The 25,709-nt window shown below is 61.1% G+C and carries 20 protein-coding genes and 1 pseudogene; 6 read left to right on the forward strand and 15 right to left on the reverse strand.

The window, feature by feature from the left end:
- The first annotated feature begins 31 nt into the window (after window positions 1-31).
- Window positions 32-1,708: an ABC transporter permease gene (locus BLR31_RS06295; protein ID WP_090593507.1), complete on the forward strand. Its 1,677-nt coding sequence runs from the start codon at window positions 32-34 to the stop codon at window positions 1,706-1,708.
- On the opposite strand, the gene BLR31_RS06300 is transcribed toward BLR31_RS06295, so the two are convergent.
- The 3 genes and pseudogenes from BLR31_RS06300 to bglA all read right to left on the reverse strand — a co-directional run bounded on the left by BLR31_RS06300 (window position 1,667) and on the right by bglA (window position 5,139).
- Window positions 1,667-2,113, reverse strand: coding sequence for a DUF4345 domain-containing protein (locus BLR31_RS06300; protein ID WP_176762544.1), 447 nt, complete (start codon window positions 2,111-2,113; stop codon window positions 1,667-1,669). The genes BLR31_RS06295 and BLR31_RS06300 overlap by 42 nt on opposite strands.
- 325 nt (window positions 2,114-2,438) lie before the next feature.
- Window positions 2,439-3,431 (reverse strand): annotated as a pseudogene (locus tag BLR31_RS06305) (ABC transporter ATP-binding protein); the annotation flags it as partial.
- Between the two features lie 28 nt (window positions 3,432-3,459).
- The gene (gene bglA, locus BLR31_RS06310) at window positions 3,460-5,139 is read right to left on the reverse strand and encodes a beta-galactosidase BglA (protein ID WP_090593513.1); all 1,680 of its coding nucleotides are present in this window, start codon (window positions 5,137-5,139) and stop codon (window positions 3,460-3,462) included.
- A gap of 267 nt (window positions 5,140-5,406) precedes the next feature.
- Between bglA and BLR31_RS06315 the strand changes: the two genes are divergently transcribed.
- Complete coding sequence (locus tag BLR31_RS06315) at window positions 5,407-6,498, forward strand: LacI family DNA-binding transcriptional regulator (protein ID WP_176762545.1); 1,092 nt, start codon at window positions 5,407-5,409, stop codon at window positions 6,496-6,498.
- Between the two features lie 48 nt (window positions 6,499-6,546).
- Here the strand turns inward: BLR31_RS06315 and BLR31_RS06320 are convergent, their stop codons facing one another.
- The 8 genes from BLR31_RS06320 to BLR31_RS06355 form a co-directional block, all read right to left on the reverse strand.
- The gene (locus tag BLR31_RS06320) at window positions 6,547-7,749 is read right to left on the reverse strand and encodes a carbohydrate ABC transporter permease (protein WP_090593517.1); all 1,203 of its coding nucleotides are present in this window, start codon (window positions 7,747-7,749) and stop codon (window positions 6,547-6,549) included.
- Window positions 7,749-8,762, reverse strand: coding sequence for a carbohydrate ABC transporter permease (locus BLR31_RS06325; protein ID WP_090593519.1), 1,014 nt, complete (start codon window positions 8,760-8,762; stop codon window positions 7,749-7,751). Before BLR31_RS06325 ends, BLR31_RS06320 begins: the two co-directional genes overlap by 1 nt.
- 111 nt (window positions 8,763-8,873) lie before the next feature.
- Window positions 8,874-10,235: an ABC transporter substrate-binding protein gene (locus BLR31_RS06330; RefSeq protein WP_090593521.1), complete on the reverse strand. Its 1,362-nt coding sequence runs from the start codon at window positions 10,233-10,235 to the stop codon at window positions 8,874-8,876.
- A 213-nt stretch (window positions 10,236-10,448) separates the two neighbouring features.
- A complete protein-coding gene (locus BLR31_RS06335; protein WP_090593523.1) occupies window positions 10,449-11,780 on the reverse strand; it encodes a GH1 family beta-glucosidase in 1,332 nt (443 codons plus the stop codon).
- A gap of 95 nt (window positions 11,781-11,875) precedes the next feature.
- On the reverse strand, window positions 11,876-12,946 hold the full coding sequence (locus tag BLR31_RS06340) for an Mrp/NBP35 family ATP-binding protein (RefSeq protein ID WP_090593525.1): 1,071 nt from the start codon (window positions 12,944-12,946) through the stop codon (window positions 11,876-11,878).
- 10 nt (window positions 12,947-12,956) lie between these two features.
- A complete protein-coding gene (fsa, locus tag BLR31_RS06345) occupies window positions 12,957-13,613 on the reverse strand; it encodes a fructose-6-phosphate aldolase (RefSeq protein ID WP_090593527.1) in 657 nt (218 codons plus the stop codon).
- An 89-nt stretch (window positions 13,614-13,702) separates the two neighbouring features.
- Window positions 13,703-14,887 (reverse strand): amino acid aminotransferase, encoded by a 1,185-nt coding sequence (locus tag BLR31_RS06350; RefSeq protein ID WP_090593758.1) that lies wholly within the window; start codon window positions 14,885-14,887, stop codon window positions 13,703-13,705.
- A gap of 94 nt (window positions 14,888-14,981) precedes the next feature.
- A complete protein-coding gene (locus BLR31_RS06355) occupies window positions 14,982-15,593 on the reverse strand; it encodes a class I SAM-dependent methyltransferase (protein WP_090593530.1) in 612 nt (203 codons plus the stop codon).
- 117 nt (window positions 15,594-15,710) lie between these two features.
- Between BLR31_RS06355 and BLR31_RS06360 the strand changes: the two genes are divergently transcribed.
- Both BLR31_RS06360 and BLR31_RS06365 read left to right on the forward strand, forming a co-directional pair.
- A complete protein-coding gene (locus tag BLR31_RS06360) occupies window positions 15,711-16,877 on the forward strand; it encodes a M20 aminoacylase family protein (protein ID WP_090593532.1) in 1,167 nt (388 codons plus the stop codon).
- 12 nt (window positions 16,878-16,889) lie between these two features.
- Window positions 16,890-17,951 (forward strand): AbrB family transcriptional regulator, encoded by a 1,062-nt coding sequence (locus BLR31_RS06365; protein ID WP_090593534.1) that lies wholly within the window; start codon window positions 16,890-16,892, stop codon window positions 17,949-17,951.
- Here BLR31_RS06365 and malG read toward each other — a convergent pair.
- From malG to BLR31_RS06385, 4 genes are all read right to left on the reverse strand, one after another.
- Complete coding sequence (gene malG, locus BLR31_RS06370; RefSeq protein ID WP_090593537.1) at window positions 17,909-18,799, reverse strand: maltose ABC transporter permease MalG; 891 nt, start codon at window positions 18,797-18,799, stop codon at window positions 17,909-17,911. The two genes, BLR31_RS06365 and malG, sit on opposite strands and share 43 nt — an antisense overlap.
- A 4-nt stretch (window positions 18,800-18,803) precedes the next feature.
- A complete protein-coding gene (gene malF, locus BLR31_RS06375) occupies window positions 18,804-20,345 on the reverse strand; it encodes a maltose ABC transporter permease MalF (RefSeq protein WP_090593539.1) in 1,542 nt (513 codons plus the stop codon).
- A gap of 74 nt (window positions 20,346-20,419) precedes the next feature.
- Window positions 20,420-21,592, reverse strand: a complete 1,173-nt coding sequence (malE, locus tag BLR31_RS06380) for a maltose/maltodextrin ABC transporter substrate-binding protein MalE (protein WP_090593541.1) — start codon at window positions 21,590-21,592, stop codon at window positions 20,420-20,422.
- 60 nt (window positions 21,593-21,652) lie between these two features.
- On the reverse strand, window positions 21,653-23,299 hold the full coding sequence (locus BLR31_RS06385) for an alpha-glucosidase (RefSeq protein WP_090593543.1): 1,647 nt from the start codon (window positions 23,297-23,299) through the stop codon (window positions 21,653-21,655).
- Window positions 23,300-23,532: 233 nt separating this feature from the next.
- On the opposite strand from BLR31_RS06385, the gene BLR31_RS06390 reads away from it, so the two are divergent.
- Entirely contained in the window at window positions 23,533-24,579 is a 1,047-nt protein-coding gene (locus BLR31_RS06390) for a substrate-binding domain-containing protein (protein WP_143009325.1), read from the forward strand.
- A complete protein-coding gene (locus BLR31_RS06395) occupies window positions 24,573-25,700 on the forward strand; it encodes an ABC transporter ATP-binding protein (RefSeq protein ID WP_090593547.1) in 1,128 nt (375 codons plus the stop codon). Before BLR31_RS06390 ends, BLR31_RS06395 begins: the two co-directional genes overlap by 7 nt.
- Window positions 25,701-25,709: the final 9 nt, after the last annotated feature.

Below are 25,709 nucleotides of genomic sequence, written 5' to 3' on the forward strand. Positions count from 1 at the left end.
GGAGCGATCCCGCCACGCTTTTTTGTATGTCATGAGCAGCTTTGCCGCAGGCCGCCTCACACGGCGGCACCGCATCAGGATAACGCCTTGGGCCGCGCTGGCATTTGCCGCCGCGGCTCTTGCGCTGTTGCCGGTCGCGACAATCGCTCTGACCGCAACGGCCAATACCGGCACGCTCTGGACGCATGTGATCGCCAATGTGCTGCCGCAGGCGACCTGGAACACAGGTGTCCTGCTGCTGGGAACCGGGATTATTGCGACCTGCGTGGGGACCGGTGCGGCGTGGCTCGTCACCGCCTATGATTTCAAGGGCCGTGGCATTCTTGAGTGGGCGCTGCTGCTTCCATTAGCCGTGCCGACCTACATCATGGCCTATGCCTATCTCGACGTTCTGAGCCCGTTAGGCGCGATACAGGGCGGGATACGCTGGATGCTGGGCTATTCGAGCCCGCGCGAGTTCCGTCTGCCCGATATCCGATCGATGTGGGGGGCCGTGCTGATCTTTGGCTTCGTGCTCTACCCATACGTCTATCTCACCACGCGCGCGATGTTCATGACACAGGCGGCCAATCTCGTTGAGGTGTCGCGGACGTTGGGCGTGGGCCGGGCCGGGATATTCTGGCGCGTGGCGCTGCCGCTGGCGCGCCCGGCCATTGCCGTAGGGGTGGCGCTGGTTTTGATGGAAGCGCTCAACGATGTGGGTGCGGCGCAGTTTCTGGGCATTCGGACGCTGACGGCCTCGGTTTATACGACGTGGATCGTGCGAACCGATCTGCCGGGTGCCGCGCAGATCGCCATTGCCATGCTGATCGTCGTCATCGCGTTGATCGTTCTGGAACGCTGGGCGCGGCGCAACCAGCGGTTTGCGACGAGCGCACAACGGGCGCGGCAGATGGTGCCGCAAAAGCTCAAGGGCGTGCCAGCGCTGGTGGCCCTTGGGTTGGGCGCCTTGCCGATCATCATCGGATTTGTCGGGCCCGCGACCTATCTCGTCCTGGAAGCGATCAAGCGCATCGAATTTGCCGGGGTGTCCCCTGCGCTGATCCGGGCGACGATCAATACGGTGACGGTGTCGGCGATTGCGACGGTCGTTGTTCTAGTGCTTGGATTTGCCATCGCCTACGCGGCCCGGCTGCATCCCGGGCGGGCCACCAATGGCGCGGCGCGGATTGCCACCTTGGGCTATGCGGTGCCCGGGACTGTGCTCGCCATCGGCATACTGATCCCCGTTGCCGCGTTCGATCGGACGCTGGATGGTCTGATGCGCGAGTGGTTCGGGGTTTCGACGGGGCTGCTGATCCTGGGATCCGGGGCGGCGCTTATCTATGCCTATACGGCGCGGTTTCTGGCCATTTCGTCCGGCGGGATCGAGGCGGGTTTGAGCCGAATACCGACATCGTACGACCATGCGGCGCGGACGCTTGGACACAGTTCGACGAGTGCCTTGTGGCGGGTGCATCTGCCGCTGTCGCGGCCCGCTTTGACGGCGGCTGGGCTCTTGGTGTTCGTTGACTGCATGAAGGAATTGCCTGCGACGCTGCTGCTGCGCCCCCTCAATTTCGAGAGCCTTGCCACGCTGCTCTATGGCGAGGCGGCGCGGGGCACCTATGAGGATGCGGCGCTGGCGGCGCTGATCATCGTTGTGATCGGTATCTTGCCGGTCGTTCTACTCGCCCGGATGGGACGGACGGACGCCGACCGCGTTTAGGCGCCGGGCGATGACAACCGCCGTGATCGGACCCAGGAGTTCGATGGCGAGGAAGGCCAGAAGCGGCGCCGGGTGCATGCCGTTGACGACGATCGAGATCAGCCGCCCCAACCCACCGACAAACATGGCGATTGCCAAGATGTTGAGCATCGGGATGCGGTGGGGGAGATCTTGCGTGACCCACCACAGTGCCAAGCCGTAAGCAAACCACGTCGCGCTGAGGAAGCGGAACTGGCTGTCGAGGGCGGGATCGGCAGCGGCATTGGCGGGTAGTTGTGAGCCCATGAGCGGCAGGATGCCCGTCCCGGCGAAGACATCGATCAGGCCGGTGACGACCGCAAAGCCTGCGACGATGCGCAGGGCGAGCGCGAATGGCGTCGCTTTGGTATCGGAAAGTGTAGACATATCCCCTGCCCCCCATATGCCCATCAAATGTGGCGGCGGACGGCAGGGAATTCAAGTCGGGTCGTCAGAGCTTGGGCTTAACGGGCGCCTTGCGGGCCGGGGCCTTTTTGGCGGCAGCAGTCTTGATCGTGCCAGCCTCGGGCGTGACGGCTTCGGTTTTGGAGGCCGTCCGCTGACGCGCGGGCTTTGCCGGCATGGCGACTGCACCTGCGGAGCCGACCACGCCTTCGTCAGGCATACCCTCTTCAATCGGGTTGGCGGTCTCTACCGACGTGGCGGGGGCCGTCTTGACGGGCGTGGCGACGCCATTGGCCGATAGCGGGGCACCAGCTTCATCGAAACGGTGGTAGAGGCTGCCCTTGGGGCGGAAGCTGATGATGTCGCCCGAATGATAGGGGGTCTTGCCGTCCTGGCGGACGATCACCGCCTCTTCCTCGCCGATATCGACATAGATGTAGCTGTCCGAGCCGAGGTCTTCGGAATAGATCACCTTGCCCGTCCAGTCGCCATTGCCGTTGGGGACGATTTCCATGTGCTCGGGGCGCACGCCGACAGTGGTCGCATTGTAGGTGGCTGCGTTCTTGCCCGTGAGGAAATTCATTTTGGGGCTGCCGATGAAGCCAGCAACGAACAGCGACTGGGGCTGGTCGTAAAGCTCCATGGGCGTTCCGACCTGCATGACTACGCCGTCTTTAAGGACGACGATCCGGTCAGCCAGTGTCATGGCTTCAACCTGGTCGTGGGTCACGTAGACCATTGTGGTTTCGGGTAGGGATTCCTTGAGCTTGGCAATCTCCATACGGGTCGCCACGCGGAGGGCGGCGTCGAGGTTGGAGAGCGGTTCGTCAAAGAGGAAGACCTGCGGATTACGCACTATGGCGCGGCCGATGGCGACGCGTTGGCGCTGGCCGCCGGACAGCGCCTTGGGCAGGCGCTCGAGATAGGGGCCGAGCTGGAGCATATCTGCTGCCTGCTGGACCTTTCTCTTGATCTCGTCCTTTGGCGTGCGCGTGAGCTTGAGCGAATAGGCCATGTTGTCGAACACGGTCATATGCGGATAGAGCGCGTAGGACTGGAACACCATGGCGATGCCGCGCTTGGAGGGCGCGACGTCGTTGACGACGCGGCCACCGATTTCGAGCGTGCCTGAGGTGATGGATTCCAGCCCGGAAATGGTGCGTAGGAGTGTGGACTTGCCGCAACCCGAGGGGCCGACGAAGACGACAAACTCGCCGGAGTTGATGTCGAGATTGACATCCTTGAGCACTTCGACATTGCCGTAGCGCTTGTAAAGATTGCTGATCTTCAGATCCGACATCGTTTCCTCCCTGCGGGCGTTCGTGGCCCTAATTCCCAATTCCAATATAGGCCCCGAACGGGCCGAAACTCAACCTTGCGCCGTCGCGTTGCGCGTCCGATCCCGGGGCGCCGGCTTCGGTGACCGTGCCGCCGCCCAGATCGAACTCGGCGGACTCGGCGCTCATGTTGAAGGCGCAGACAAGTGTTTCACCATCGAGCGTACGCGTGAAGGCCAGGACGTTGTCCGGCGTGCCTTCGATGAGGGTGAGGTCGCCCTTGATCAGCGCCGGATGATCCTTGCGGAACTTGAGCACCGACCGATAGAACGAGAGCACCGAATTGGCGACGTTGTCCTGCTGGTCCACCGCATAGGCGAGATGCTGGGCCGGGACGGGAAGCCATGTGCGATTGGCTGACGAAAAGCCGCCATTGCGAACATGGGCGTGCCAGACCATTGGCGTGCGGCAGCCGTCGCGGCCCTTAAATTCGGGCCAGAACTCGATGCCGTACGGATCCACCAAATCGTCATAGGCGATTTCGGCTTCGGTGAGGCCAAGCTCTTCGCCCTGGAACAGGCAGACCGAGCCGCGCATGGTGGCCAGCAGCAACGCGGCCTGACGGGTTAGGCGATCCTCGAACCCGTGCGGCGCCCAGCGCGACACATGGCGCACCACGTCATGGTTGGAGAACGCCAGGCAAATCCAGCCATCGGGAGCTTTTTCCTGCGTGGCGCGCAGCGCTTCGGTGAAGTGGCGGGCCGTATATTCACCACCGAGGTAATCGAAGGTGTAGCACATGTGCAGCATGTCATCGCCCGAGGTGTACTGGGCCATGACTTCGAGCTGGTGCTGCGCGTCGCCGATTTCGCCGACGGTCGTTGTGCCGGGATATTCATCGAGCAGGGCGCGCAGGCGCTTGAGGAAGGCGATATTTTCAGGCTGGCTCTTGTCGTAGAGGTGTTCCTGAAGATTGTAGGGATTAACCGCCGGGGCCGTCGAGGCATTGAAGTCCTCGGGCTTTACGGGCGGATTGGATTCCAGGCTCTGGGCGTGGAAGTAAAAGTTCACGGTGTCGAGGCGGAAGCCGTCGACGCCACGCTCCAGCCAGAAGCGCATCTCGCCCACAAGGGCGTCCTGAACCGCCGGATTGTGGAAGTTCAGATCGGGCTGGGAGGTCAGGAAATTGTGCAGGTAATACTGCATCCGGCGACCGTCCCAGTGCCAGGCCGAGCCACCGAATATCGAGAGCCAGTTGTTGGGCGGGCTGCCATCGGGCTTGGGGTCGGCCCAGACGTACCAGTCGGCCTTTTCATTGGTGCGCGAGAGGCGGCTTTCGGCAAACCATGGATGGCGGTCGGACGAGTGGGAGATCACCTGGTCGATCACCACCTTGAGGCCCAGTGAGTGGGCCTTTTCCAGGAGGCGGTCGAAATCTTCGAGCGAGCCGAAGGTCGGATCGATGTCGCGATAGTTCGAGACGTCGTAGCCGAAATCCTTCATGGGCGAGGTAAAGACCGGCGAGAGCCAGATGGCGTCCACGCCGAGGTCCGCGACATATTCGAGGCGCGAGGTGATGCCGACGAGATCGCCCACGCCGTCATTGTTGTGATCCTGAAACGAGCGTGGGTAGATCTGGTAGATCACTGCGCCACGCCACCAGTCAGTATCGACCGAGGAGGTGTCCTCGGGATGGCTATACTGGCGTGACTCGGTCGCAAAATAGCTCATCGCGGACGCGAACTCCCCCAAAGTGCGGCGGCTGCGTTGACGCGCCTACCCTTATTGCCCTGACATCGGACCACGCGGGGTGACCGATAGATCGCCAATATTGCTTGTATCCAAAACGTTTTGGCTTAGAATCCTTTATGCTGGGCACCGGGTGGGCGTCAACCGACACTTGCAATGGCCCGCGCAATATTGTGCAAGGTAGGGCCAGGATTGCGCGCCGTCAGGTCTGGGCCGGGCGCGCGGGGTGGAGGAGCCCTTGAAATTGCCATGTCGATAGGCTCGAACCGGGCGCGCAAACTTTCGGGCGCGCAGCCCCGCAATGTGACGATCAAGGATCTAGCCGCCGAGCTGGAGCTGTCGATCACCACGATTTCGCGCGCGCTCAACGGCTATGCCGATGTGGGCGAAAAGACGCGCAAGAAGGTTATCGATGCGGCGCGGCGCATGGGCTACATGCCCAACCGCAACGCCCAGCGCCTCGTGACGCGGCGCAGCCATTCGATCGGGTGGATTCAGTCGGACGACGACAACAAATATGCCGATCCTCATTTTATCGAGGTGATGGCGGGCGTGCTTCGCGAGGCGCGCATTGCCCATTACGACATTGTCATGACCAGCGAGACACCCGGACGGGAGCTGGAGACCTATGAGCGCTATGTGCGCGACGGGAGCGTCGATGGGTTCGTCGTCGATTTGCCGCGTCCCAACGATCCGCGCATTGGATATCTCCTAGAGGTTGGTGTGCCGTTCGTCGTGCATGGACGCGAGCAGCGCCACGACCAGTATGGATGGGTGGATGTCGACAATTACGGCAATTTCTACAACCTCACCAAATTGATCCTGGCAAACGGGCACACGCGGTTTGCCTTCATCAACGGCGATGAGCGGTTTCTCTACGCGCGGACGCGGCGGGAGGCGGTATTCGACTGCCTGCACGATCTCGGGCTGCCATCCGATAGCGTCACCTATCTCGAGGGCACCCACCCGATGGTGGAGGCCGGCTTCCAGCTGACCGATCTGGCTCTGGCCGAAGACCCGGGCCTCACGGCCTTTGCGTACTCATCGATCCTTCTTGCCACCGATGGTCATCGCGCCCTGACGCGGGCGGGCAAGGAGCCCGGCAAGGACGTGATGCTGTTTTCCATGAATGACGAGCTGCAATACATGAACCTCGCCTCGATGGAGGGGCAGATCACCTATATCCGCTCATCCCTGCGCGCGGCGGGGCGGGCGATGGTGGCCGAAGTCATTCGCCAGTGCGAGCGCAAGACGCAAACCGGCACGCTGATCCCGTCCCTCTTTGAACTGGGCGAGGGCGTTTCAGGCGCGGCGATCGAGGGCAAGGTTCACTTCGCATAAAAAAGGGCAGCTTCCGCCGCCCTTTTTACAATCCTGGCGCTTCCGGGATCAGCCGCCCTTGACCGATCCGGCCAAGAGGCCGCGCACGAAGTAGCGCTGGAGCGAGAAGAACACGATCAACGGCACGATCATCGAGATGAAGGCACCGGCGGTCAGCAGCTCCCAGTTGTTGCCGCGCGAACCGAGCAGGTTCACCAGCCGTCCGGTGAGAACCATCTGGTCGTTCTGCGAGCCCAGGAAGATCAACGCCACCAGCAGGTCGTTCCAGACCCAGAGGAACTGGAAGATGGCGAAGGACGCAAGCGCGGGGAAGCTGAGCGGCAACACCATGGTGGTGAAAATCTGGAAATGGGTCGCGCCATCCATGCGCGCGCTTTCCATGATTTCACGCGGCAAGCCGACCATATAGTTGCGCAGAAGGAAGATGGCGAGCGGCAAGCCGAACGCTGTATGCGCTAACCAGACACCGAGATAGCCCTGAGCTTGGCCATCGAAGTTGACGGCAATCCCGTTGTAGAGCCGCAAGATTGGAATGAGCGAGGTCTGCAGCGGCACGACCAGCAGGCCGACGATCACGGCAACGAGTATGCCTCGACCGGGAAAGCGCATCCATGCCAAGGCATAGGCGGCGAACGCAGCAATCAGAATCGGGATAACCGTCGCCGGAATGGCAACCGTGAGCGAATTGAGAAAGCTCTGGCCGACACCCGCGGAGGTGAGCACGCGATAGTAATTGTCCAGCGTAAACACCGGGGGTTCGCTGGCGACATAATAAATTCGAGGGGTGTTGGTGTGCTCGAACGGCGTATCCGACGTCCAGCGGTAAGCGCCGGTCTCGTCGACGACCAGTTCCCCGCCCTGGTTCATGGGGACCGCTTCACCCACTCCAAACGCGCCAGGATCGCGGCTGGTGGTGCCAACCGCGCTGAGTGTCAAATTGCCTGCGGATTCGAAGATGTCGCCCGTAATGACATAGATTCCATCTTCCTCGATCTGATCGCTGGACGACGCCAAACGTCCAGCGCCGGGCGTCGTGGAACTGGTCAGCGAGGTCCACCAACCCGAAATGGCGAGCTGGTCGGCATCCCGGACCGATGAGACCAACAGACCAACCGTTGGGAAGGTCCAGATGGCGACGATCAGAAGCAGGGCCAGATTTGCGACGATCCGACCGATACGCAGACGTTCCCAGATCGATGGGCGGTCGTCTTCAGCGACAGGAAGTGCGGCCGATGCTGTTGCGGTGCTCATCAGCGTGCCCCCTGCTCGCGGCTGGCGTTACGGATATTCCAGATCATGATCGGCAGCACGGCCAGCAGGATGATGACGGCGACCGTCGATCCGCGACCGAAATCGCCACTCCTGAACATCCAGGAATACATGAGGTTGGCCAGCACCTGGGTCTGGAATTCGCCGTTGGTCATGGCAAAGACTATATCGAAGACTTTCAGCACGACGATCGTGATGGTGGTCCAGACAACGATCAGCGTGCCGGTGATCTGCGGGATCATGATGGTGAAAAAGATCTGCACCTCGTTGGCGCCATCAAGACGGGCGGCCTCGAGGGTTTCTTCCGGAATGCCGCGCAGGGCCGCCGAAAGGATGACCATGGCAAAGCCTGTCTGAATCCAGATGAGGATGACCATGAGCAGGAACGAATTGAGCGGGACCATGGTGATCCAGTTCTGCGGCGGCAGGCCCATGCCGGTGACGATGGCGTTCAACACGCCGATCTGCGGCTGGTCCGGACCGCGATAGGCATAGATGAAGCGCCAGATGACCGAAGCGCCAACAAAGGAAATCGCCATGGGCATGAAGATCAGCGACTTGGCGATATTGCCCCACCAGAGCCGGTCCGCGAGGACCGCGATGATCAGACCGATCGCCGTCGACATGGCGGGCACGATCAGCAGCCAGAAGAAATTGTTGAGCAGGGACTGGCGGAAGTGTGCATCGCCAAATGCCCAGAAATAATTGGAGAGCCCGAGAAACACCGAGCCATTGCGATTGTAAAGGCTCAGGCGCACGGTTTCGAAGACGGGATAGACGAGGTAGATCGAAAGAAACAGCAGCGCGGGCAGCAAGAACAGCCAGGGCCGAATACCCGTGCGTAACCGGTCACGGCGCACCGAGACATGGGGGCTCATTCCATTGTCGGAATGCAGGAACTTGTCGAGCAGCCAGTTGCTGCCCCAAAAATAGGCGCCAGCGGCAGCCAAGGCCACCACGACAGCCAGTATTGCGTTTAAAACCTGTTCGAACATCCCCTGCCCCCATCCTCCCCACGACGACCGTTTTCGGCTCGTCAGACCAGAGTGTTGATGAAAAGCCCGTGGCGAGCAAGCCCGCCACGGGCGAAGTCAAACGATCAGTGACTAGAGCTGGTCCCAGGCGGCCTGAATCTGATCGGCAGCGTCCTGAGCGGACAGGCCGTTCACGAAATCGACCATGCCAGACCAGAAGGCGCCCGCACCAATCGCACCGGGCATCATGTCGGAACCGTCGAACCGGAAGGTCGTGGCTTCGAGCAGGATTTCGCCTTGCTGGCGCAGCTGATCGGACGAGTAGGTGTCGGGATTGGCTTCGCCATAGGCAGTCAGGAAGTTTGAGTTTTCCTGCGCCATCCAGATTTCGTGGGCAATCGGGGTCTTGATGTATTCAAGGAAAGCCCGTGCGCCTTCGGCATCACGCGTGATGCTCACGAGCGTACCCGAACCGAGGACCGGACGACCGAGGTCGGGTTCGGATTCATATGGTGGCATGTAGAAGAAGTCGTAATCGACGCCAGCTTCCGAACCTTCAGGGAAGAAGGACGGAATGAAGGATGCCTGGCGATGCAGGTAGCACTGCGGCGGGATCGTGAAGAGACCGGCCGGGCTATCACCGAACGCGGTGGTCGCCACTGCGGCGGTGCCGCCAGCAACGTTGGCATCGTCCTTGACGATCGAACCGAAGATTTCGATGGCATTGACGACTTCAGGCGAATTGAACGGCAGTTCGTTGGTCACCCACTGGTCGTAAGCTTCGGGCGACTGGGTCCGCAGCATGATGTCTTCGATCCAGTCAGTTGCCGGCCAGCCTGTCGCGCCGCCCGATTCAAGACCGATGCACCACGGCGTACCGCCATCTGCCTTGATCTGTTCCTGGAGCTCCAACAGAGCTTCCATGGTTTCGGGGATTTCATAGCCCATCTCGTCGAAATTGTCCGGCGAGTACCAGACCAGCGATTTGACTTCGAGCTTGAAGGGGAACGCGTATTGGCGGACTTCCCCATCTTCACCTGCGAACTGGCCCAGAGCAGCCCAGGACTCGCCAGCGGCGTAATTGTTTTCGAGCCAATCGGTGGCTTCGGCACCCAGATCAGTCAGCGCGCCCTGTTCAGCGAAATCGGCCAGAAGGCCGGGCTGGGGCAGGATCGTGATGTTTGCAGGTGAGCCGGCGGCAATATCGATACGAGCCTGTTCTTCGTAGGTCGGCGAAGACCCGACCTGAACTGTCACGCCCGTCGCTTCCTCGAAGAAGTCGACAACAGCCTGGAATTGCGCAGCGTCGCCGGGATTGTTCCACGGGCTCCAAAGGGTGATCTCACCCGACACGTCGCCATATTCGGCTTCGAACGCATCCAGCGAATCCCAAGAGAAATCGCCCTCGCCCCGCACGATATCCTGCGCGAACGCGGAAGTGGCGGTCAAGGAAAGCGCCAAGGCCGAGACCCCGGCCAGAAGGGTTTTGTGCATGTAGTCCTCCCATAGCACACGAGACGCGCAATATTGCGTCATTGAGCCGCATACGACATTCCAAAACGTTTTGGCAACCAAAACGTTTTCGGCGCCCGATTTGAAGGCTGGGCAACGTCTTACGGCAGGGCAAGCGTGGCACAAAGTCCCCCACTTGCCAAGCGGCTCACGCGGTCTTGCTTGCGGGTTCGGCCGCTCGGTTGGGGATAGGTGTCAGGCAACCTTCGAGCGGTTGGCACCGGTCAGGAGTGCCTGGAAAGCACGGTAGGACGATTTCGGAGTGCGTGCCTGCGTCTTGTAGTCGACATGGACGAGCCCGAAGCGCTTGTCATAGCCTTCGGCCCACTCGTAGTTATCAAGCAGCGACCAGCCGAAATAGCCGCGCACATCGGCACCGCGCTTTTGGGCAGCGATAACCGAAGCCAGGTGGGAATCATAGTACGCGACCCGGCGCGGATCGTCGGTGCCCTCGGTTTCGGCCATGCCGTTTTCGGTGACGTATAGCGGGAGCGTGCTGTAATCGGCGGAAATGCGGGTGAGGATCTCCTCGAGCCCTTCGGGGAAAATTTCCCAGCCGATATCGGTCTTTTCCAACGGGCCCTCGACCTTGCGCAGCGGGAACGCGCCGCGCTCAGGGGCGTGCTCGTAGAGGCCGCGCGTGTAGTAATTGACGCCCAGCCAGTCGAGTGGGGTCGAAACGATTGCCATGTCGTCGGTGTAGTCGTCGGGCATGTGCTGATTGAAATGGGCAAGGACGTCGGCTGGGTATTTGCCTTTGAAGACCCCATCGAGATACCAGCGGTTGAAAATGCCGTCCCAGAGGCGTGCGGCACCCATGTCTTCGGGCTTGCCCGTCGCGCCTTGTGCCACCTCGAAATTGAGCACGATGCCGAGGTTTTTGGCCCCTTCCGCACGGAGCGCGTTAACGGCGGTGCCGTGAGCAAACAACACGTGGTGGGATGCGCGGGCGGCAGCACGCAGATCGCGATAGCCTGGAGCGTGGACGCCGAGCATGTGCGAGAGAAAGGCCACGCACCAGGGTTCGTTGATCGTGGCGATCGACTCCAACCGGTCGCCGAAGTGGTTGTTGACCGTCAGCGCGTAGTCGGCAAACCAGTTGGCGATATCGCGATTGAGCCAGCCGCCCTTGTCCTGCAAGGCGCTGGGCAGGTCCCAATGATAGAGCGTTGCGAAGGGTTTCAGGCCGCGCTCAAGCATGCCGTCGATGAGGCGATCGTAGTAATCGACGCCCTTCTGGTTGATCGCGCCCGTCCCCTCGGGGATGAGGCGCGGCCAGGCAAACGAGAAGCGGTAAGCGTCAAAGCCGCCATCGGATAAGAGATCGAGGTCCTCGGGCCAGCGGTTGTAATGATCGCAGGCGATCTTGCCGGTGTCGTTGTTGTGGACGTTGCCCGGCGTGCCGGCAAAGGTGTCCCAGATGGACGAGCCGCGACCATCGGTCTGGCCACCTTCGATCTGGTATGCAGCCGTCGCAGCGCCAAAGATAAAGCCGTCGCCAAAATCGGCGCGCTTGTGACTAAACATGGATGATCTCCGCCCAAAGCCAATTTTGTAATCGGTTACATTTCAAGGTAACAGCGATGACGCTGTTTGTCATCAGGGCTTGTGGGAGGCGGTCGTCAGGCGGTTATCCGCGCGACGAGCGGAGCGACCAGGGCCCGGAACGCTTGAGCTTCGGCGCCATCAGGATCGGCGGCGATGGCAGGTCGACCGGCATCAGAGCCTTCGCGGATCGACATGACGAGGGGGATTTCTCCCAGGAACGGGATGTCGAGCGCGGCGGCCGCCGTTTTGGCACCGCCATGGCCGAAGATGTCGTAGCGGTTGCCCGTATCGGGCGCTACGAAATAGCTCATGTTCTCGACCAGCCCCAGCACCTCAACATTGGTGCGGCGGAACATGTCGATGGCTTTTTGCGCATCGATCAAAGCGAGGTCCTGCGGCGTCGAAATGATAACCGCGCCAGTCAGAACCACCTGTTGAACAAGCGAAATCTGGATGTCGCCGGTGCCCGGGGGCATGTCGACGATGAGAACGTCGAGATCACCCCAGTCGGTTTCGCGCAGCAGTTGACGTAGGGCGGAGGTTGCCATGGGCCCGCGCCAGACCACGGCTTGGGTGCCCGAAAGCATGGGACCGATCGACATGGCCTTGATGCCGAAAACCTCGAAGGGCTTGAATATCTTGTCGTCGCGGATAGCCGGCTTGCCCTCGATGCCGAGGAGTTTCGGGAGCGACGGGCCATAAAGATCAGCGTCGAGAATGCCGACCTTGAGCCCCTGCCCTGCAAGCGCCAGAGCGATATTGACTGAACATGTCGACTTGCCGACACCACCCTTTCCCGAGCCCACTGCGATAATGTGCTTGATGCCGGGTACGGGTGTTTTCGGTGGCGGGCCGGGGCGCTGGCCGGGCGTCTGTGGCGCTGCCTGCGCAGGCGCCTTGTCGCCGGTCAACGACACCATGACCTTGCGGTCGCCAGCGATGGCCCTGACCGCAGCTTCGGCTTCCGAGCGCGCGGGCGCGAAGGCTTTTTCCATGCCCGGAGACACCGAGATGGCGAACGCCACCGCGCTTTTCGTGACGATGACATCGGAAAGGCCGGCGAACTCGGCAAGCGAAGACCCGCCGGGCACGGTTATGGTGCCCAGCGCAGCCGTAATCTGCTTGCGGAGATCGTCGTCCGACACGCCTTGAGGCCTAGAGGATCGACTGTCCGGTGGACTTCCAATCCTTGACGAAGGCTTCTAGGCCCTTGTCGGTCAGCGGATGATCGGCAAGCTTTTTCAGGACCGCGGGCGGGATGGTCGCCACATCGGCGCCGGCCAGAGCGGCGTCGGAGACATGGTTGGCCGAGCGGATCGATGCTGCCAGGATCTGGGTGTCGAAGTCGTAATTGTCGTAGATCACCCGGATATCGGAGATCAACTGCATGCCATCGAGGTTGATGTCATCGAGGCGACCGAGGAAGGGCGAGATGTAGGTCGCGCCGACCTTGGCGGCCAGCAGAGCCTGATTGGCCGAAAAGCACAGCGTGACGTTGGTCTTGACGCCCTTGTCGGTCAGCGCCTTGCAGGCCTTGAGACCGGCCAGCGTGAGCGGGAGCTTGATAACCACGTTGTCGGCGATGGCGCCGAGCACTTCGGCTTCAGCCATCATGCCATCGTAGTCGATGGCGGCAACTTCGGCGGACACGGGCAGACCGGGCAGGAGATCGCAGATTTCCTTGACCACTTCCTTGAAGTCGCGGCCCGATTTCGCAATCAGCGAGGGGTTGGTGGTCACGCCGTCCAAAAGACCGGCATCGTGCAGTTCACGGATGTCGCCGATGTCGGCGGTGTCGACGAAAAACTTCATTTTCTCCCCCTTTGGGATCATACTTTAGTCTAATGACCAAGGTGTAGCATGGAACGGATGGGCCGCAAGCACTTCCGGCAGTTTAGAGGTTACCGGGTGGCCCCAACGATGGCATCGGCGAGGCGCTGAATGCGCTCATCGGCCAAGCCGGCGATGTTGATGCGGCTGTCATCTAACATATAGACAGCATTTTCAGATTTTAAACGGGTGATCGTTTCGAGATCGAGCCCGAGCAGCGAAAACATGCCGCGGTGCTCGGCGACGAAATCGAAATCGGAGCTGTTGGACCGGGTGCGGATCGCATCGGCCAACGCCTTGCGGTTTTCGATCATGCGGGTGCGCATGGCTTCGAGCTCGGCCTTCCATTCAGCGCGCAGCGCGTCGTCTTCGAGGATGATGCGGACGATTTCGGCACCATGATCGGGCGGCTGGGAATAGGCGCCGCGGATGACGTTGAGCATCTGGGAATTGGCGATATCGGCCTGGGCCGGATCCTTGGCCACGATAATCGAGCAGCCGACGCGTTCGCGGTAGATACCGAAATTTTTCGAGCACGAGGTGGCGCAGACGAATTCATCGATCTGGGCAGCGACCGCGCGCAGGCCATAGGCGTCCTCATCGAGCCCGTCGCCGAAACCCTGATAGGCCATGTCGACGAGCGGGAAGGCGCCGGTCTTTTTCATCGAGGCGACGACCTGGTCCCACTGATCTTCGGTGAGATTGGCGCCGGTCGGGTTGTGGCAGCAGCCGTGGAGCAGGACGATATCGCTCGGGCCCATCTTGTCGAGGGCAGCCAGCATGTCATCGAACCGCACGGTACCGGTGGCCGGATCGAAGTAGGGATAGGCGGCGACCTTGAAGCCGGCCTGTTCGGCCATGGGCTTGTGGTTGGGCCAGGAGGGATCGGAAATCCAGAGTGTCGCGTCGGGCTTGGCGCGCTTCAGCAGCGTCAGCAGGACCCACAGGGCGCCCGTACCACCGGGTGCCTGAGCGGCGCGCACGCGGTCGAGCGGCACGCTGTCGCCCAGGGCGAGCTTGACCATGGCAGAAGCGAAACCCTTGTTGCCGGCGACGCCAACATAGGTCTTGGTCTTGGCGGTTGCGAAAATGCGCTCTTCGGCTTTTTTGACGGCCGACATGATGGGAGTGTTGCCCGCGTCGTCCTTATAGACGCCGATGCCGAGGTCGATCTTGTTGGGGCGCGCGTCTGCGGCGATTTCGGCCATCAGCGCGAAGATCTTGTCCTGGGGAGCCTTGGAGAGAGTCTCGAACATTTTCGCTTCCAGATTGGAAAAAAGGTAAGGCGCGCGGCCTTTATAGAGGCCATGGGCGGGTTTGCAATGGCGACGAATGGCCAATGGTTGAAATTCAGGTGGTTACGAAAACATCGTAGCGCGTCGTCTTGCCCAAGATCTGGTGGCTGGGTTTGCGCAGGCCGTCCATGGCGGCGGCGCGGAGGGGCCATTTGAGGACCGCGCGGTTTTTCGCGACGGCGATGGCTGTTTCCATCAATTGGCGGGAATCGGGGTCCGCGCCGACGATGTCGCGCAGATCGCGCATCTGTTTTTTGACGAGCGCCGATTTGGTGCGCGGGGGATGCATGGGATCGACGAGGACAACGTCGGGAGACAGCGTCGGCAGGATGGCGATCGAATCGCCGTGGATGAGGGTCATGCGGGCCATGATGGCGGCGAAGATTTCGTCGTGATCACGCGCCCGCGCGATGGCGTCCTCAAGGGCGGCATGCACCTCGGGACTGCGCTCGATGAGCGTCACGCGGGCGCCCAAAGATGCGAGAAAAAAGGCGTCGCGGCCCATCCCAGCGGTGGCATCGACGATATCGGGCGATGCGCCTTTTGCCATGCCGCAGGCGCGCGGAAGCGGTTGCCCCCTACCCTCGCCTGACCGAAACCGGAAACCCACGGCGCCGCCCACGAAGTCGATTGCGATCTTTTCGTTTTGCTGGGCGTGCTCTGGCATTGCGGCTTCCGAACGGGTATGTCGGGCATAGCCTCTGTCGTTCTGTCTCACAAGAGACGTTGACGAATGTCGCCCCGGCGCAGAGATTGTTCCTTTCGCGTACCCTCAGGTTTCCTTATGCCCATCATCAATCGCGTAGCCGACTTCCACGCCGACATCACAGCGTGGCGCCGCGAGCTGCATTCCAATCCCGAACTTCTCTATGATGTGTTCCAGACAGCAGCGTTCGTCACCGACCAGCTCAAGGCGTTCGGGGTGGACGAAGTGGTGACCGGGCTGGGCAAGACCGGCGTGGTCGGGGTCATTCGCGGCAAGGGGACTTCGGGCAAGGTCGTTGGATTGCGCGCGGATATGGACGCGCTGCCGATCACCGAGCGGACGGACAAGCCATATGCCTCAAAGGTCGATGGCAAGATGCACGCCTGCGGGCATGACGGACATACAGCGATGCTTTTGGGCGCGGCGCGCTATCTCGCCGAAACACGCAATTTCGATGGCACCGTCGTCGTCATTTTCCAGCCGGCCGAAGAGGGCGGTGGCGGCGGCCGCGCCATGGTCGAGGATGGGCTGATGGAGCGTTTCGGCATTTCCGAAGTGTTCGGGATGCACAATATGCCGGGAATCGCGCTGGGTGAATTTGCCATTCGCGAGGGCGGCATCATGGCGGGCACCGACCAGTTCGCCATCGATATCGAGGGGCATGGCGGTCACGCGGCGATGCCTCATCTTGCCGTCGATCCGGTGATCGTTGCGGCTCACATCATTACGGGATTACAGACGCTCGTCTCGCGCAATGTCGACCCGATCCGCTCGGCGGTGCTTTCGGTTACGACGGTCAATGCCGGGACGGCCTACAACGTCATCGCGCGCACCGCACGCCTTACCGGGACAGTGCGCACGCTGGACGAAGACGTCCGCACGCAGATGGAAGAGGGCATCAAGCGGCTGGCACCGCAGCTCGCGCTTGCGTTCGGTGCGACGGCCAACGTCACCTATATGCGCGGCTATCCGGTTACGGTGAATGCCGGCGAGCAGACACGGTTTGCCGCCGAAGTGGCGCGCGAGATCGTCGGCGAGGATCGGGTCAACGACAATGTCGACCCCACGATGGGCGGCGAGGACTTCGCCTATATGCTCAATGCGAGACCTGGCTCGTATATCTTCCTTGGGAATGGCACGAGTTCGGACCTGCATACCGACACCTATGATTTCAACGACGAGTCCATTCCCTACGGCGTGAGCTATTGGGTGCGGGTGGCGGAAAAGGCACTGGCCGCACGCTAAGGGAGCGCCTGCATGAACAGAGCGCTGATCGTCGCTGCCACGCTCATCATTGCCGCCATCGGCGCCGTGGCGATGGATCTTCTGTCCATACCGGGCGGCATGCTGATGGGCGGCGCCCTTGCCGTTTCCATCGCGGCATTGGCGGGACTGCCCGCTGCGGCGCCCGACAGCTTTCGCAATGTGCTCTTTGTCGGCGTTGGCCTCTCGATGGGCGCAAGCGTTGCACCAGACACGCTACAGTTGATCGGACAGTGGCCGATCACCTTAATCGCTCTGGCGCTCGAGCTCGTGGTGATCGTATTTGCTTGCGGGCTGGTGCTACGGCGAGTCTTTAAGTTCGACACTGGGACCGCTTATCTCAGCTCGTTTCCCGGGCATCTTTCGTTCATCATGGCGCTCGCCACGACCGGCGTTGGCAATCCGCGCCAGATCGTCATAATCCAGGTGCAGCGGGTTATGTTTCTCACACTGTTTGCGCCCATCGGCGCTCTGTTCCTGCCCGTCGGCACCTACGACGGAGCCGGGTCGGAAATGATGGATTTGACGACCCTCGCCATGGTTACGGTAGGATGCGCGCTGACGGGTTGGGCGTTTCAAAGGCTGAAGGTGCCGGCGGCCTATGTCTTGGGATCGATGGCGTTTGCAACGGTTATGAAGCTGACGGGCAATTTTCCGGGCGCCCTGCCCCCGCTTCTGGTCGATCTGACCTTCATCGGCATGGGTGCGCTGATCGGATCGCGGTTCGCAGGCATCACCCGCGCGGAATTCATGCAGGCGGCGTTTGGTGGCACCGTCGCGACGGTCATCACCATCGCGATCACCACGCTTTTTGCACTGGGCGTCAGCGTTTTCGTTTCGATGCCGATCGGGCAAATCTGGCTCGGGCTGTCACCGGGAGGGCTCGAACCCATGGGCGCGCTCGGTATTGCGCTGGGCTATGACACTGCGTTCATTGCAGCGCATCACGTCGCGCGCCTTTTGATGCTGACCTTTGCCATTCCGTTGGTGGTGATGCTGGTCCAGGGCAAGCCTCAGCCCTTGACCGAGCCTTCCGAGAGCCCCGACACCAGATAACGCTGGGCGATCAGGAACACGATGGTAATCGGCACGCCAGACAAGATCGCGGCGGCGGCAAAGTCGCCCCATCGATATTCGAACTGGCTCAGATAGAACCGCGACCCGGTGGCCAGCGTCATGTTTTCTTCGCTGCGCAGGAGGATCGAGGCGATCGGGTAGTCATTGACGACCCCGATGAAGACCAGAACGAAAACCACCGACATGATCGGCACAGCCAGCGGCAGGAAGACGAACCGGAAGGTTTGCCATGGCGTAGCACCATCGATGGCTGCCGCCTTATCCAACGCCGGATCGATGGAGTCGAAATAGCCCTTGATCGTCCAGATGTGCATCATCACCCCGGAGAGATAGACGAGGATCAGCGAGACGTGGCTGTCGATGCCGATAATGGGTGAGATGTCACCCATGGTATCGAAGATCGCAAACAGAGCGACCAGCGCGAGGGTGGTCGGAAACATCTGGATTATGAGCAGAGAATCGAGGAACGCCATGCGGCCGCGGAACTGGATGCGGCTGAGCGCGTAGGCGGAGATGGTGGCGATGGCCAAGGCGCCGGCAGCCGATATTACCCCGAGCTTTATCGAATTCCACATCCAGAGCAGGACCGGGTATGGCGGCTGGACCACGGTGCCGTTGGCGCGCGTGTATTCCAGTCCGAAGGCCAGATACCAGTGCTCGAGCGTCGGGTTTTGCGGGATCAGCGTGCCGACTGAAAAATTGCCCTCGCGGAACGAGATCGACACCACCATCAGGAAGGGAAACATGATTACCGCGAGGAACGCGAGCAGGAAGGTGTGCGCAGCGATCTTCTTGACGAGCAGGCTTCGCTTGTTTTCGACGATCATGATCTCACCCTTTCTGCGCGGTGCGGCGCAAGGCGACGAAGTTCGCGTAGGCGATTGCTGACACCACGAGGAAAATGATCAGCGTTATGGCGCCGGCGAGCCCGAATTGCTGTCCTGAATCCATGAACGCGATCCGGAAGGTAAATGAGCCCAGGATGTCGGTCTGGCCCGCAGGGATGACCGTGCCGGGAATATCGGGCCCACCCGTGGTCAGGAGAAGGATCAGGACGATATTGTTGAAATTGAACGCAAAGGTCGCCAGTAGCAGAGGCAGAAAGGGCGGCAAAATTTGCGGCAGGGTGATGGTGAAGAACACGCGGAGCGCGCCGGCGCCTTCGAGGATGGCGGCCTTCTTCTGCTCCTGCGGCACCGACTGCAAAAAGCCCATGGCGAGCAGCATCATATAGGGATAGCCGAGCCAGACATTGACCATGAGCAACATGGCGCGCGCCAGAAACGGATCGGTGAACCATGACGGCCTTATGCCGAAGACCGCACTGAGGATCAGGTTGATCTCACCGAAATTCTGGTTGAACAGGCCCCGGAAGACGAGGATCGAAATGAACCCCGGCACAGCATAGGGCAGGATCAAAAGAATACGATAGAGCGCGCGAAAGCGCATGTGCTCCCATTGCAGGATGGTGGCGAGCAGGAGGCCGACGGCGAAGCACAGCACCGTCGAGGCAACCGCGAAGGTTATCGTCCAGATAAAGATGCCGACCAGCGGCCCGCGAATGCCCTGGGACTGGGCTATGCGCTCGAAATTGCCGCTGCCGATGAAGACGCGCCAGCCGGGGGTGACGTTGGTTCCCTCTGCGGTCTGGTAAAAGCCGACGTTCTGGTTCGGCGTCAGAATGGCACCGGTCTGGACGTTTTCCAGCCGACCATCCTCGATCTCCTGGAACACCGGCTCCACGAACGCGAATTCGCGCAGGCCGGACGCCCGCAGGACCATCTCATTGGGCAAGGTCACATCGACCCGCGACAGCGGATCGCGCAGGGCAACCACGTCGCGCATTTCAAGGGTTGCGGCAGGCGGCGCATCCACTGCGGCAGCCGAAACGCTGATTGGCTCGCCATCGAGCGGGAACGGATCGGAGAGAAACCCGCCCTCGCCTTCGGGGAGGAAGACCCGATACTCGTCGCCCTCTCCGACAAGCGCGAAGGGGCGGCGGCTATCTTCGTCGATAACCCGGCTCGAGAGCAACACTTCCTGCGCGCGCTCGAAGGTCAACAGGTTGAAGGACGAGTAGTTCGTAAAGCCCAGATAGATCGTATAGATCACCGGGAAAGCGACGAACAGCAGCACCGCAGCGGCGCCGGGAAAGATGAAGCGGGCGAAATAATAGCGGCGAAAGCCATAGATGACGAAAAAGGCCAGAGCGAGCATCACAAGGCATGCGCCGAACAGCGCCTGCCCGACGCCATACATGATCCACGCGATGAACAAGATGCCGAGCGACGCGAGCGCCAGCACGACCTTTGTCGCGACGTCACGCCACGCCGGACCACGCGCGCCCAGTTGAGCCTCCATCGCAACCGTCATGACGGCCTCCTCCCGCTGATGGAGAAAAAGGGCAGCTGGTCCGTGGTATTTGGACCGCCGCCCCTTTTCAGATCTTACTGTTCGCCCAGAATGCGGGACGCAGCGTCGTTAAGCGCCTGTTCCACCGATGTCGCACCGGTGGTGATGTTGCTCAGGGCCGGCTCCATGGCGGACCAGAACGCACCCATTTCCGGGTTGGACGGCATGGGGACGCCCACTTCGGCATTGGCCAGTGTCTGGACGATCTTGTCGTCGTCTTCGGCTGCACCGACCGAGATATCGGTGGGGACGCCGAGGGCACCGGTCGAATTCCAGAGCTGGATGTTTTCGTCGGTCAGAAGGTAGTTCTCGATGAACTCGACGGCCAGATCCTGATTGGGCGAGGCGGCATTGAGCGCCAGAGCCTGAACGCCGAGGAACGGCTTTGAGGGCGAACCGGCAACGCTCGGCAGTGCCGCCACGCCGACGTCGACCCCGGCGTCCTGATAGGCGCCCCACGACCACGGGCCGTTGATGATCATCGCCACTTCGCCATTGGCAAACGCACCATCCATAACGCCGTAATCGACGCCTGCCGGCATGGTGCCGCTTTCGATGAGATCGGCCAGAACCTGCCCGCCCTGAATGGCGCCTTCGGTGTTTACGCCGGTGTCGGACCCGTCATAGGCACCGTCGACCATCTGGAAGGAATAGCCCCCATTGGCCGCCAGCATGGGGAAGGTGAAATAGGTGTCGTTATAGGCCCACATAATGGGCGTGATGCCCTCGTCGAACTCCATATCCATGATCTCTTCGAAGCTCTCGGGGGGCGTATCGACGAGGTCGCGGTTATAGACGAGCCCGATGGCTTCGACGGCGACGGGATAACCCCAGACGCTGCCATCGAACGTCACGGCTTCCATGGCGCTGGGCAGGATGCCTTCAACGACCGCAGCGCTCGGCGTGACCGGCGACAGCAGACCGCCTGCAGCCCATTCGCCGAAGCGGTCATGTGCCCACATGACGATATCGGGCCCATCGCCCGTGGCCGCAGCCTGCTGGAAGCGGTCGGTGAGCGGATCGACGTTTTCGACGATGACGCGAATGCCGAGGTCTTCTTCGAACTGGGCGCCGATTTCGGTCAACAGATCGGGGGCGCGGTCATCCTGCCAGATGACGATAGCGCCATCCTCAAAGGCTAGAGTAAGTGAGGTGGATGCTGCCAGCACGACAAGTGCGCCGGCAAGGCTGAATGCCTTGTTTTTCATAGTGTCCTCCCTGACACGATGTCGGCGCTTACGCGGCGCCGACGTTACGCAAGCTCAGCCTTAAACGAGGGTGAGCGATACAGCGGCGGGATCGAACCCCGCTCCGCATTCGATGATGGCAAAGCCGTTACCTTCGAGCTCCAGCGTCCCACCATCAAGCGCCGCGCGGCCCGACACCGACGCAAGCGTGGCAAGAGCGGGCAGGCCCGACAGATCGAGGGTTCTCGGTTTCGCCGAAAGATTGAAGACGCAGACAAGCGCCGTCTGCCCGCTGTGGCGGGCAAAAGCCAGGACAGGCTTATCGACGTCGTAAAAAGTGATCTCGCCGCCGACCAGCGCCGGATTACCGCGCCGATAGCCGAGAAATTCGCGATAATAGTGCAGGATCGAGGCCGGATCGGCTTCAAGAGCGGCAACGTTGCGCTTGCGCTGGGGCGCCTTGACGGGAAGCCACGGCTTGACGTCGGAAAAGCCGCCATGGTCCTCCTCGGTCCAGGGCATGGGCGTGCGGCACCCGTCGCGACCCTTGTTTTCGGGCCAGAACCGAAGGCCCGGAGGATCGGTGAGTTCGGAATACTCAAGTTCGGTTTCCGCCAGACCCAGTTCCTCGCCCTGATAGAGGCAGACCGAGCCCTTGAAGGTCAGTTGCATGGCAATGGCGAGGCGCGCCAGGGCATCGGGCGTTACCGCATGCCCCTCCCAGCGGGTCAGATGCCGGACCACGTCGTGATTGGAAAAGCTCCAGCAGGGCCAGCCATCAGGCGCGCCCTTGAAGAAATTTTCGATCTTGGAGCGGAAGTGGCCGGGCGAGAATTCCGGACCCAGCATGGCAAATGAATAGCACATGTGCAGCATGTCATCGCCCGACGTGTATTGGGCCATGATCTCGATGGGGCGATGGGCCTCGCCCACTTCGCCCACCGTAGTGGTGCCGGGAAACTCATCGAGCAGCGCACGGACGCGCTTGAGGAAGGCGATGTTCTCCGGCCGGTTCTTGGAGAACTCATGGAACTGCATGCCATAGGGATCGACTTCGAGCGGCGTTTCCTTTTCGCGTGGCGCCGGCGGATTGTCGCGCAATTGCTCATCGTGAAAATAGTAATTGACCGTATCGAAGCGGAAGCCGTCGACCCCGCGCTCGAGCCAGAAGCGCATGGCGGCGAGAACCGCATCCTGCACGTCGGGATTGTGGAAGTTGAGATCGGGCTGGGAAATCAGAAAATTGTGCAGGTAATACTGCCGCCGCGTGCCATTCCATTCCCAGGCCGGACCGCCAAACACCGATGGCCAGTTGTTGGGCGGTGTGCCGTCTTCTTCCGGATCGGCCCAGACATACCAATCCGAGCGAGGATTGGTGCGCGAGGACTTGGATTCGACAAACCAGGGATGCTTGTCGGAGGTGTGGCTGAGTACCTGATCGATGATGACTTTCAGGCCTAGATCGTGGGCCTTTTCGATCAGCGCGTCGAAATCGGCGAGCGAGCCGAACAGCGGATCGATGTCGGTATAGTTCGAAACGTCATAGCCCATGTCGGCCATGGGCGAGGGAAAGATCGGCGATAGCCAGACGGCGTCAACGCCCAGGCCGGCAATGTGCTCAAGCCGCCCGAGGATGCCGCGCAGATCACCGATGCCGTCGCCATTGCTGTCCTGAAAGGAGCGGGGGTAAACCTGATAGATAACTCCGCCACGCCACCATTCCGACATCAAAGACCTCCCGAACATTTTCTATCGCACCGCGGCAGGAAGCCATCGGCGTTGGTGGAATATTCAAACCGGTTTAATTTTTCTGTCAACCCACCGGAGTTGAAAGTTGCCGGATGGGTGAGAAGTGTTGACCTATCTCCATCGTGGCGTTGACAGGCGATATTCAAACCGGTTTAAAGTTTCAAACATCTGCGCGATCCGTGCGACTGCAGGCGCTTGAGAGGGAGGCTCGGGTGACGACTTTGCGAGAGCTTGCCATTCATCTCGGGCTGTCCCCCGCCACGGTCAGCCGTGCGCTGAATGGGTTTCCAGAGGTCGGGGAAAAGACCCGCCTGCGAGTGATCGCCGCCGCCGAGCAACTCCATTACCGCCCAAATTCCACAGCCAAGAAATTGGCCACCGGCAAGTCCGGGATGGTGGGAATCATCTTTCGTGCCGCGCACAATCTGATGGTCGATCCGCATTTCCTCGAATATCTCGCCGGGCTCTCGATGGGGCTGGCGGAGCGTGAATTGGACCTGCTGCTGCGCCACGCCGCTCCGGGTGCGCAGCTCAATTCCTACGAGCGCCTGATCGCATCGGGATCGGTCGACGGGGTCATTGTGTCCGCGCCCGAAATCGACGATCCGCGCATCGCGATGCTGACACAGCAGGGCTTTCCGTTCGTCGTGCATGGCCGGGTCGGTGACGACGTCGACCATGGGTTTTACGACATCGACAATCATGGTGCCTTTACGCGGGCGACCGAATTGCTGGTCGCGCTGGGGCACCGGCGTATCGCCTTTCTCAACGGCTCGAGCGGGCAGGCCTTCGCCGTACAGCGTGAGGCCGCATTCCGCACGACCCTGGCCGCCAATGGCATCCACATTCCGGCGCAGTTCGTGTCTCATTCGGAAATGAGTGAGGACACCGGATATCATCAGGCATCCCAATGGCTGTCGGGCCTGCATGGATTGCCGCCGACGGCGTTCCTGTGCTCGTCGACTCTGATTACCATTGGGGTGATGCGGGCCGCGGGGGAAGCAGGGCTGGAGATCGGGAAAGACATCTCGATCATCGCCCATGACGACGTGCTGCCGCATCTACGAGCAGAGCACTTTTCGACGCCGCTCACAGTAACGCGCGCGCCGATCCGCGATGCGGGCTTTGCGCTGGCCGACATGATCCATCAACGCATCGACGGCGCCGAGCCCAAAAGCCTGCAAAGGACGGCACCGGTCGATCTTATCGTGCGCAACTCCACGGGAGCGGCGCCGGAAACGGGAGGACAAGCATGGTGAACCCTGCCCCGCGCATCGAGGCCCAAGAACCGGTGCTGGCCATCACCGACCTGACCAAGAATTACGGCACTGTCGAAGTGCTTAAATCGATTTCGATCGACATGGTGCCGGGCGATTTTCTGGTTCTCGTAGGCCCGTCGGGATGCGGAAAATCCACGCTGCTCAACTGCATTGCAGGGCTTGAGGATACGTCGGGCGGGACGATCGAAATCGCCGGGCGGGATGTCACCCATGTGCCGCCGCGCGATCGCGACATTGCCATGGTGTTCCAGTCCTACGCGCTCTATCCCACGATGAGCGTTGCGGAAAACATCGCGTTCGGCATGAAGATCCGCAAGGTGGACAAGGACGTTCAGTCCAAAAAGATCGCCGACGTTGCAAAGCTGTTGCAGATCGAGCATCTGCTTGATCGCAAGCCAGCGCATTTGTCGGGTGGCCAGCGCCAGCGGGTCGCCATGGGCCGCGCGTTGGTCCGCGAGCCGGCATTGTTTTTGTTCGACGAACCGCTATCGAACCTCGACGCCAAACTGCGCGTCGAAATGCGGGCTGAGATCAAGGGTCTGCACACGCGGCTCAATGCCTCGATCGTTTATGTCACGCACGATCAGATCGAGGCGATGACGCTGGGCACAAGGATCGTTGTGCTCAAGGATGGCATCATCCAGCAGTTCGGCACACCTGCCGAAATTTACGAAGCGCCGGCCAATCTGTTCGTCGCCGACTTCATGGGGTCTCCACCGATGAATTTGCTCGACGCCGAAGTGGAGGTGACCGGCTCGGACACGCGACTGAGCTTCGGTTCGGGCGAGCAAGCCAAATCCTTCATGGCACACAGCGCGCCAGCCGCGCTTGCGTCCGGGGGCAAGAGGCGCCTGGTCGCCGGTCTACGGCCAGAGGCTTTTGCTATTGCCCAACCGGGCGAGGCCGACGTGACCCTTACGGCGGAAGTCGTTGAGAATGCCGGGTCCGATACATTCGTCACGTTCGCGCTAGGTGGAAAGCATTTGATCACCCGCCTGCCGGGGCGCGCGCGGATCGGGGTCGGTGACGCAGTGCCCCTGAGCCTTGACACGACAGGGGTATGCTATTTCGATCCTGAAACCACCAACCGCATCGCCTGAGGCGCGACC

The organism is Pelagibacterium luteolum (genome assembly GCF_900100665.1).
GTDB classification, from domain to species: Bacteria; Pseudomonadota; Alphaproteobacteria; order Rhizobiales; family Devosiaceae; genus Pelagibacterium; species Pelagibacterium luteolum.

Bases quoted from the DNA above. Each gene is read 5' to 3' on its own strand.
- BLR31_RS06365 (WP_090593534.1), top strand. From the start codon at position 16,890: ATGAACAGAGCGCTGATCGTCGCTGCCACGCTCATCATTGCCGCCATC.
- BLR31_RS06385 (WP_090593543.1), bottom strand. From the start codon at position 23,299: ATGTCGGAATGGTGGCGTGGCGGAGTTATCTATCAGGTTTACCCCCGC.
- BLR31_RS06315 (WP_176762545.1), top strand. From the start codon at position 5,407: ATGTCGATAGGCTCGAACCGGGCGCGCAAACTTTCGGGCGCGCAGCCC.
- bglA (WP_090593513.1), bottom strand. From the start codon at position 5,139: ATGAGCTATTTTGCGACCGAGTCACGCCAGTATAGCCATCCCGAGGAC.
- malG (WP_090593537.1), bottom strand. From the start codon at position 18,799: ATGATCGTCGAAAACAAGCGAAGCCTGCTCGTCAAGAAGATCGCTGCG.
- BLR31_RS06350 (WP_090593758.1), bottom strand. From the start codon at position 14,887: ATGTTCGAGACTCTCTCCAAGGCTCCCCAGGACAAGATCTTCGCGCTG.
- BLR31_RS06355 (WP_090593530.1), bottom strand. From the start codon at position 15,593: ATGCCAGAGCACGCCCAGCAAAACGAAAAGATCGCAATCGACTTCGTG.
- BLR31_RS06325 (WP_090593519.1), bottom strand. From the start codon at position 8,762: ATGTTCGAACAGGTTTTAAACGCAATACTGGCTGTCGTGGTGGCCTTG.
- BLR31_RS06335 (WP_090593523.1), bottom strand. From the start codon at position 11,780: ATGTTTAGTCACAAGCGCGCCGATTTTGGCGACGGCTTTATCTTTGGC.
- BLR31_RS06295 (WP_090593507.1), top strand. From the start codon at position 32: ATGAGCAGCTTTGCCGCAGGCCGCCTCACACGGCGGCACCGCATCAGG.
- fsa (WP_090593527.1), bottom strand. From the start codon at position 13,613: ATGAAGTTTTTCGTCGACACCGCCGACATCGGCGACATCCGTGAACTG.
- malE (WP_090593541.1), bottom strand. From the start codon at position 21,592: ATGAAAAACAAGGCATTCAGCCTTGCCGGCGCACTTGTCGTGCTGGCA.
- BLR31_RS06360 (WP_090593532.1), top strand. From the start codon at position 15,711: ATGCCCATCATCAATCGCGTAGCCGACTTCCACGCCGACATCACAGCG.
- malF (WP_090593539.1), bottom strand. From the start codon at position 20,345: ATGACGGTTGCGATGGAGGCTCAACTGGGCGCGCGTGGTCCGGCGTGG.
- BLR31_RS06330 (WP_090593521.1), bottom strand. From the start codon at position 10,235: ATGCACAAAACCCTTCTGGCCGGGGTCTCGGCCTTGGCGCTTTCCTTG.
- BLR31_RS06395 (WP_090593547.1), top strand. From the start codon at position 24,573: ATGGTGAACCCTGCCCCGCGCATCGAGGCCCAAGAACCGGTGCTGGCC.
- BLR31_RS06320 (WP_090593517.1), bottom strand. From the start codon at position 7,749: ATGAGCACCGCAACAGCATCGGCCGCACTTCCTGTCGCTGAAGACGAC.
- BLR31_RS06300 (WP_176762544.1), bottom strand. From the start codon at position 2,113: ATGTCTACACTTTCCGATACCAAAGCGACGCCATTCGCGCTCGCCCTG.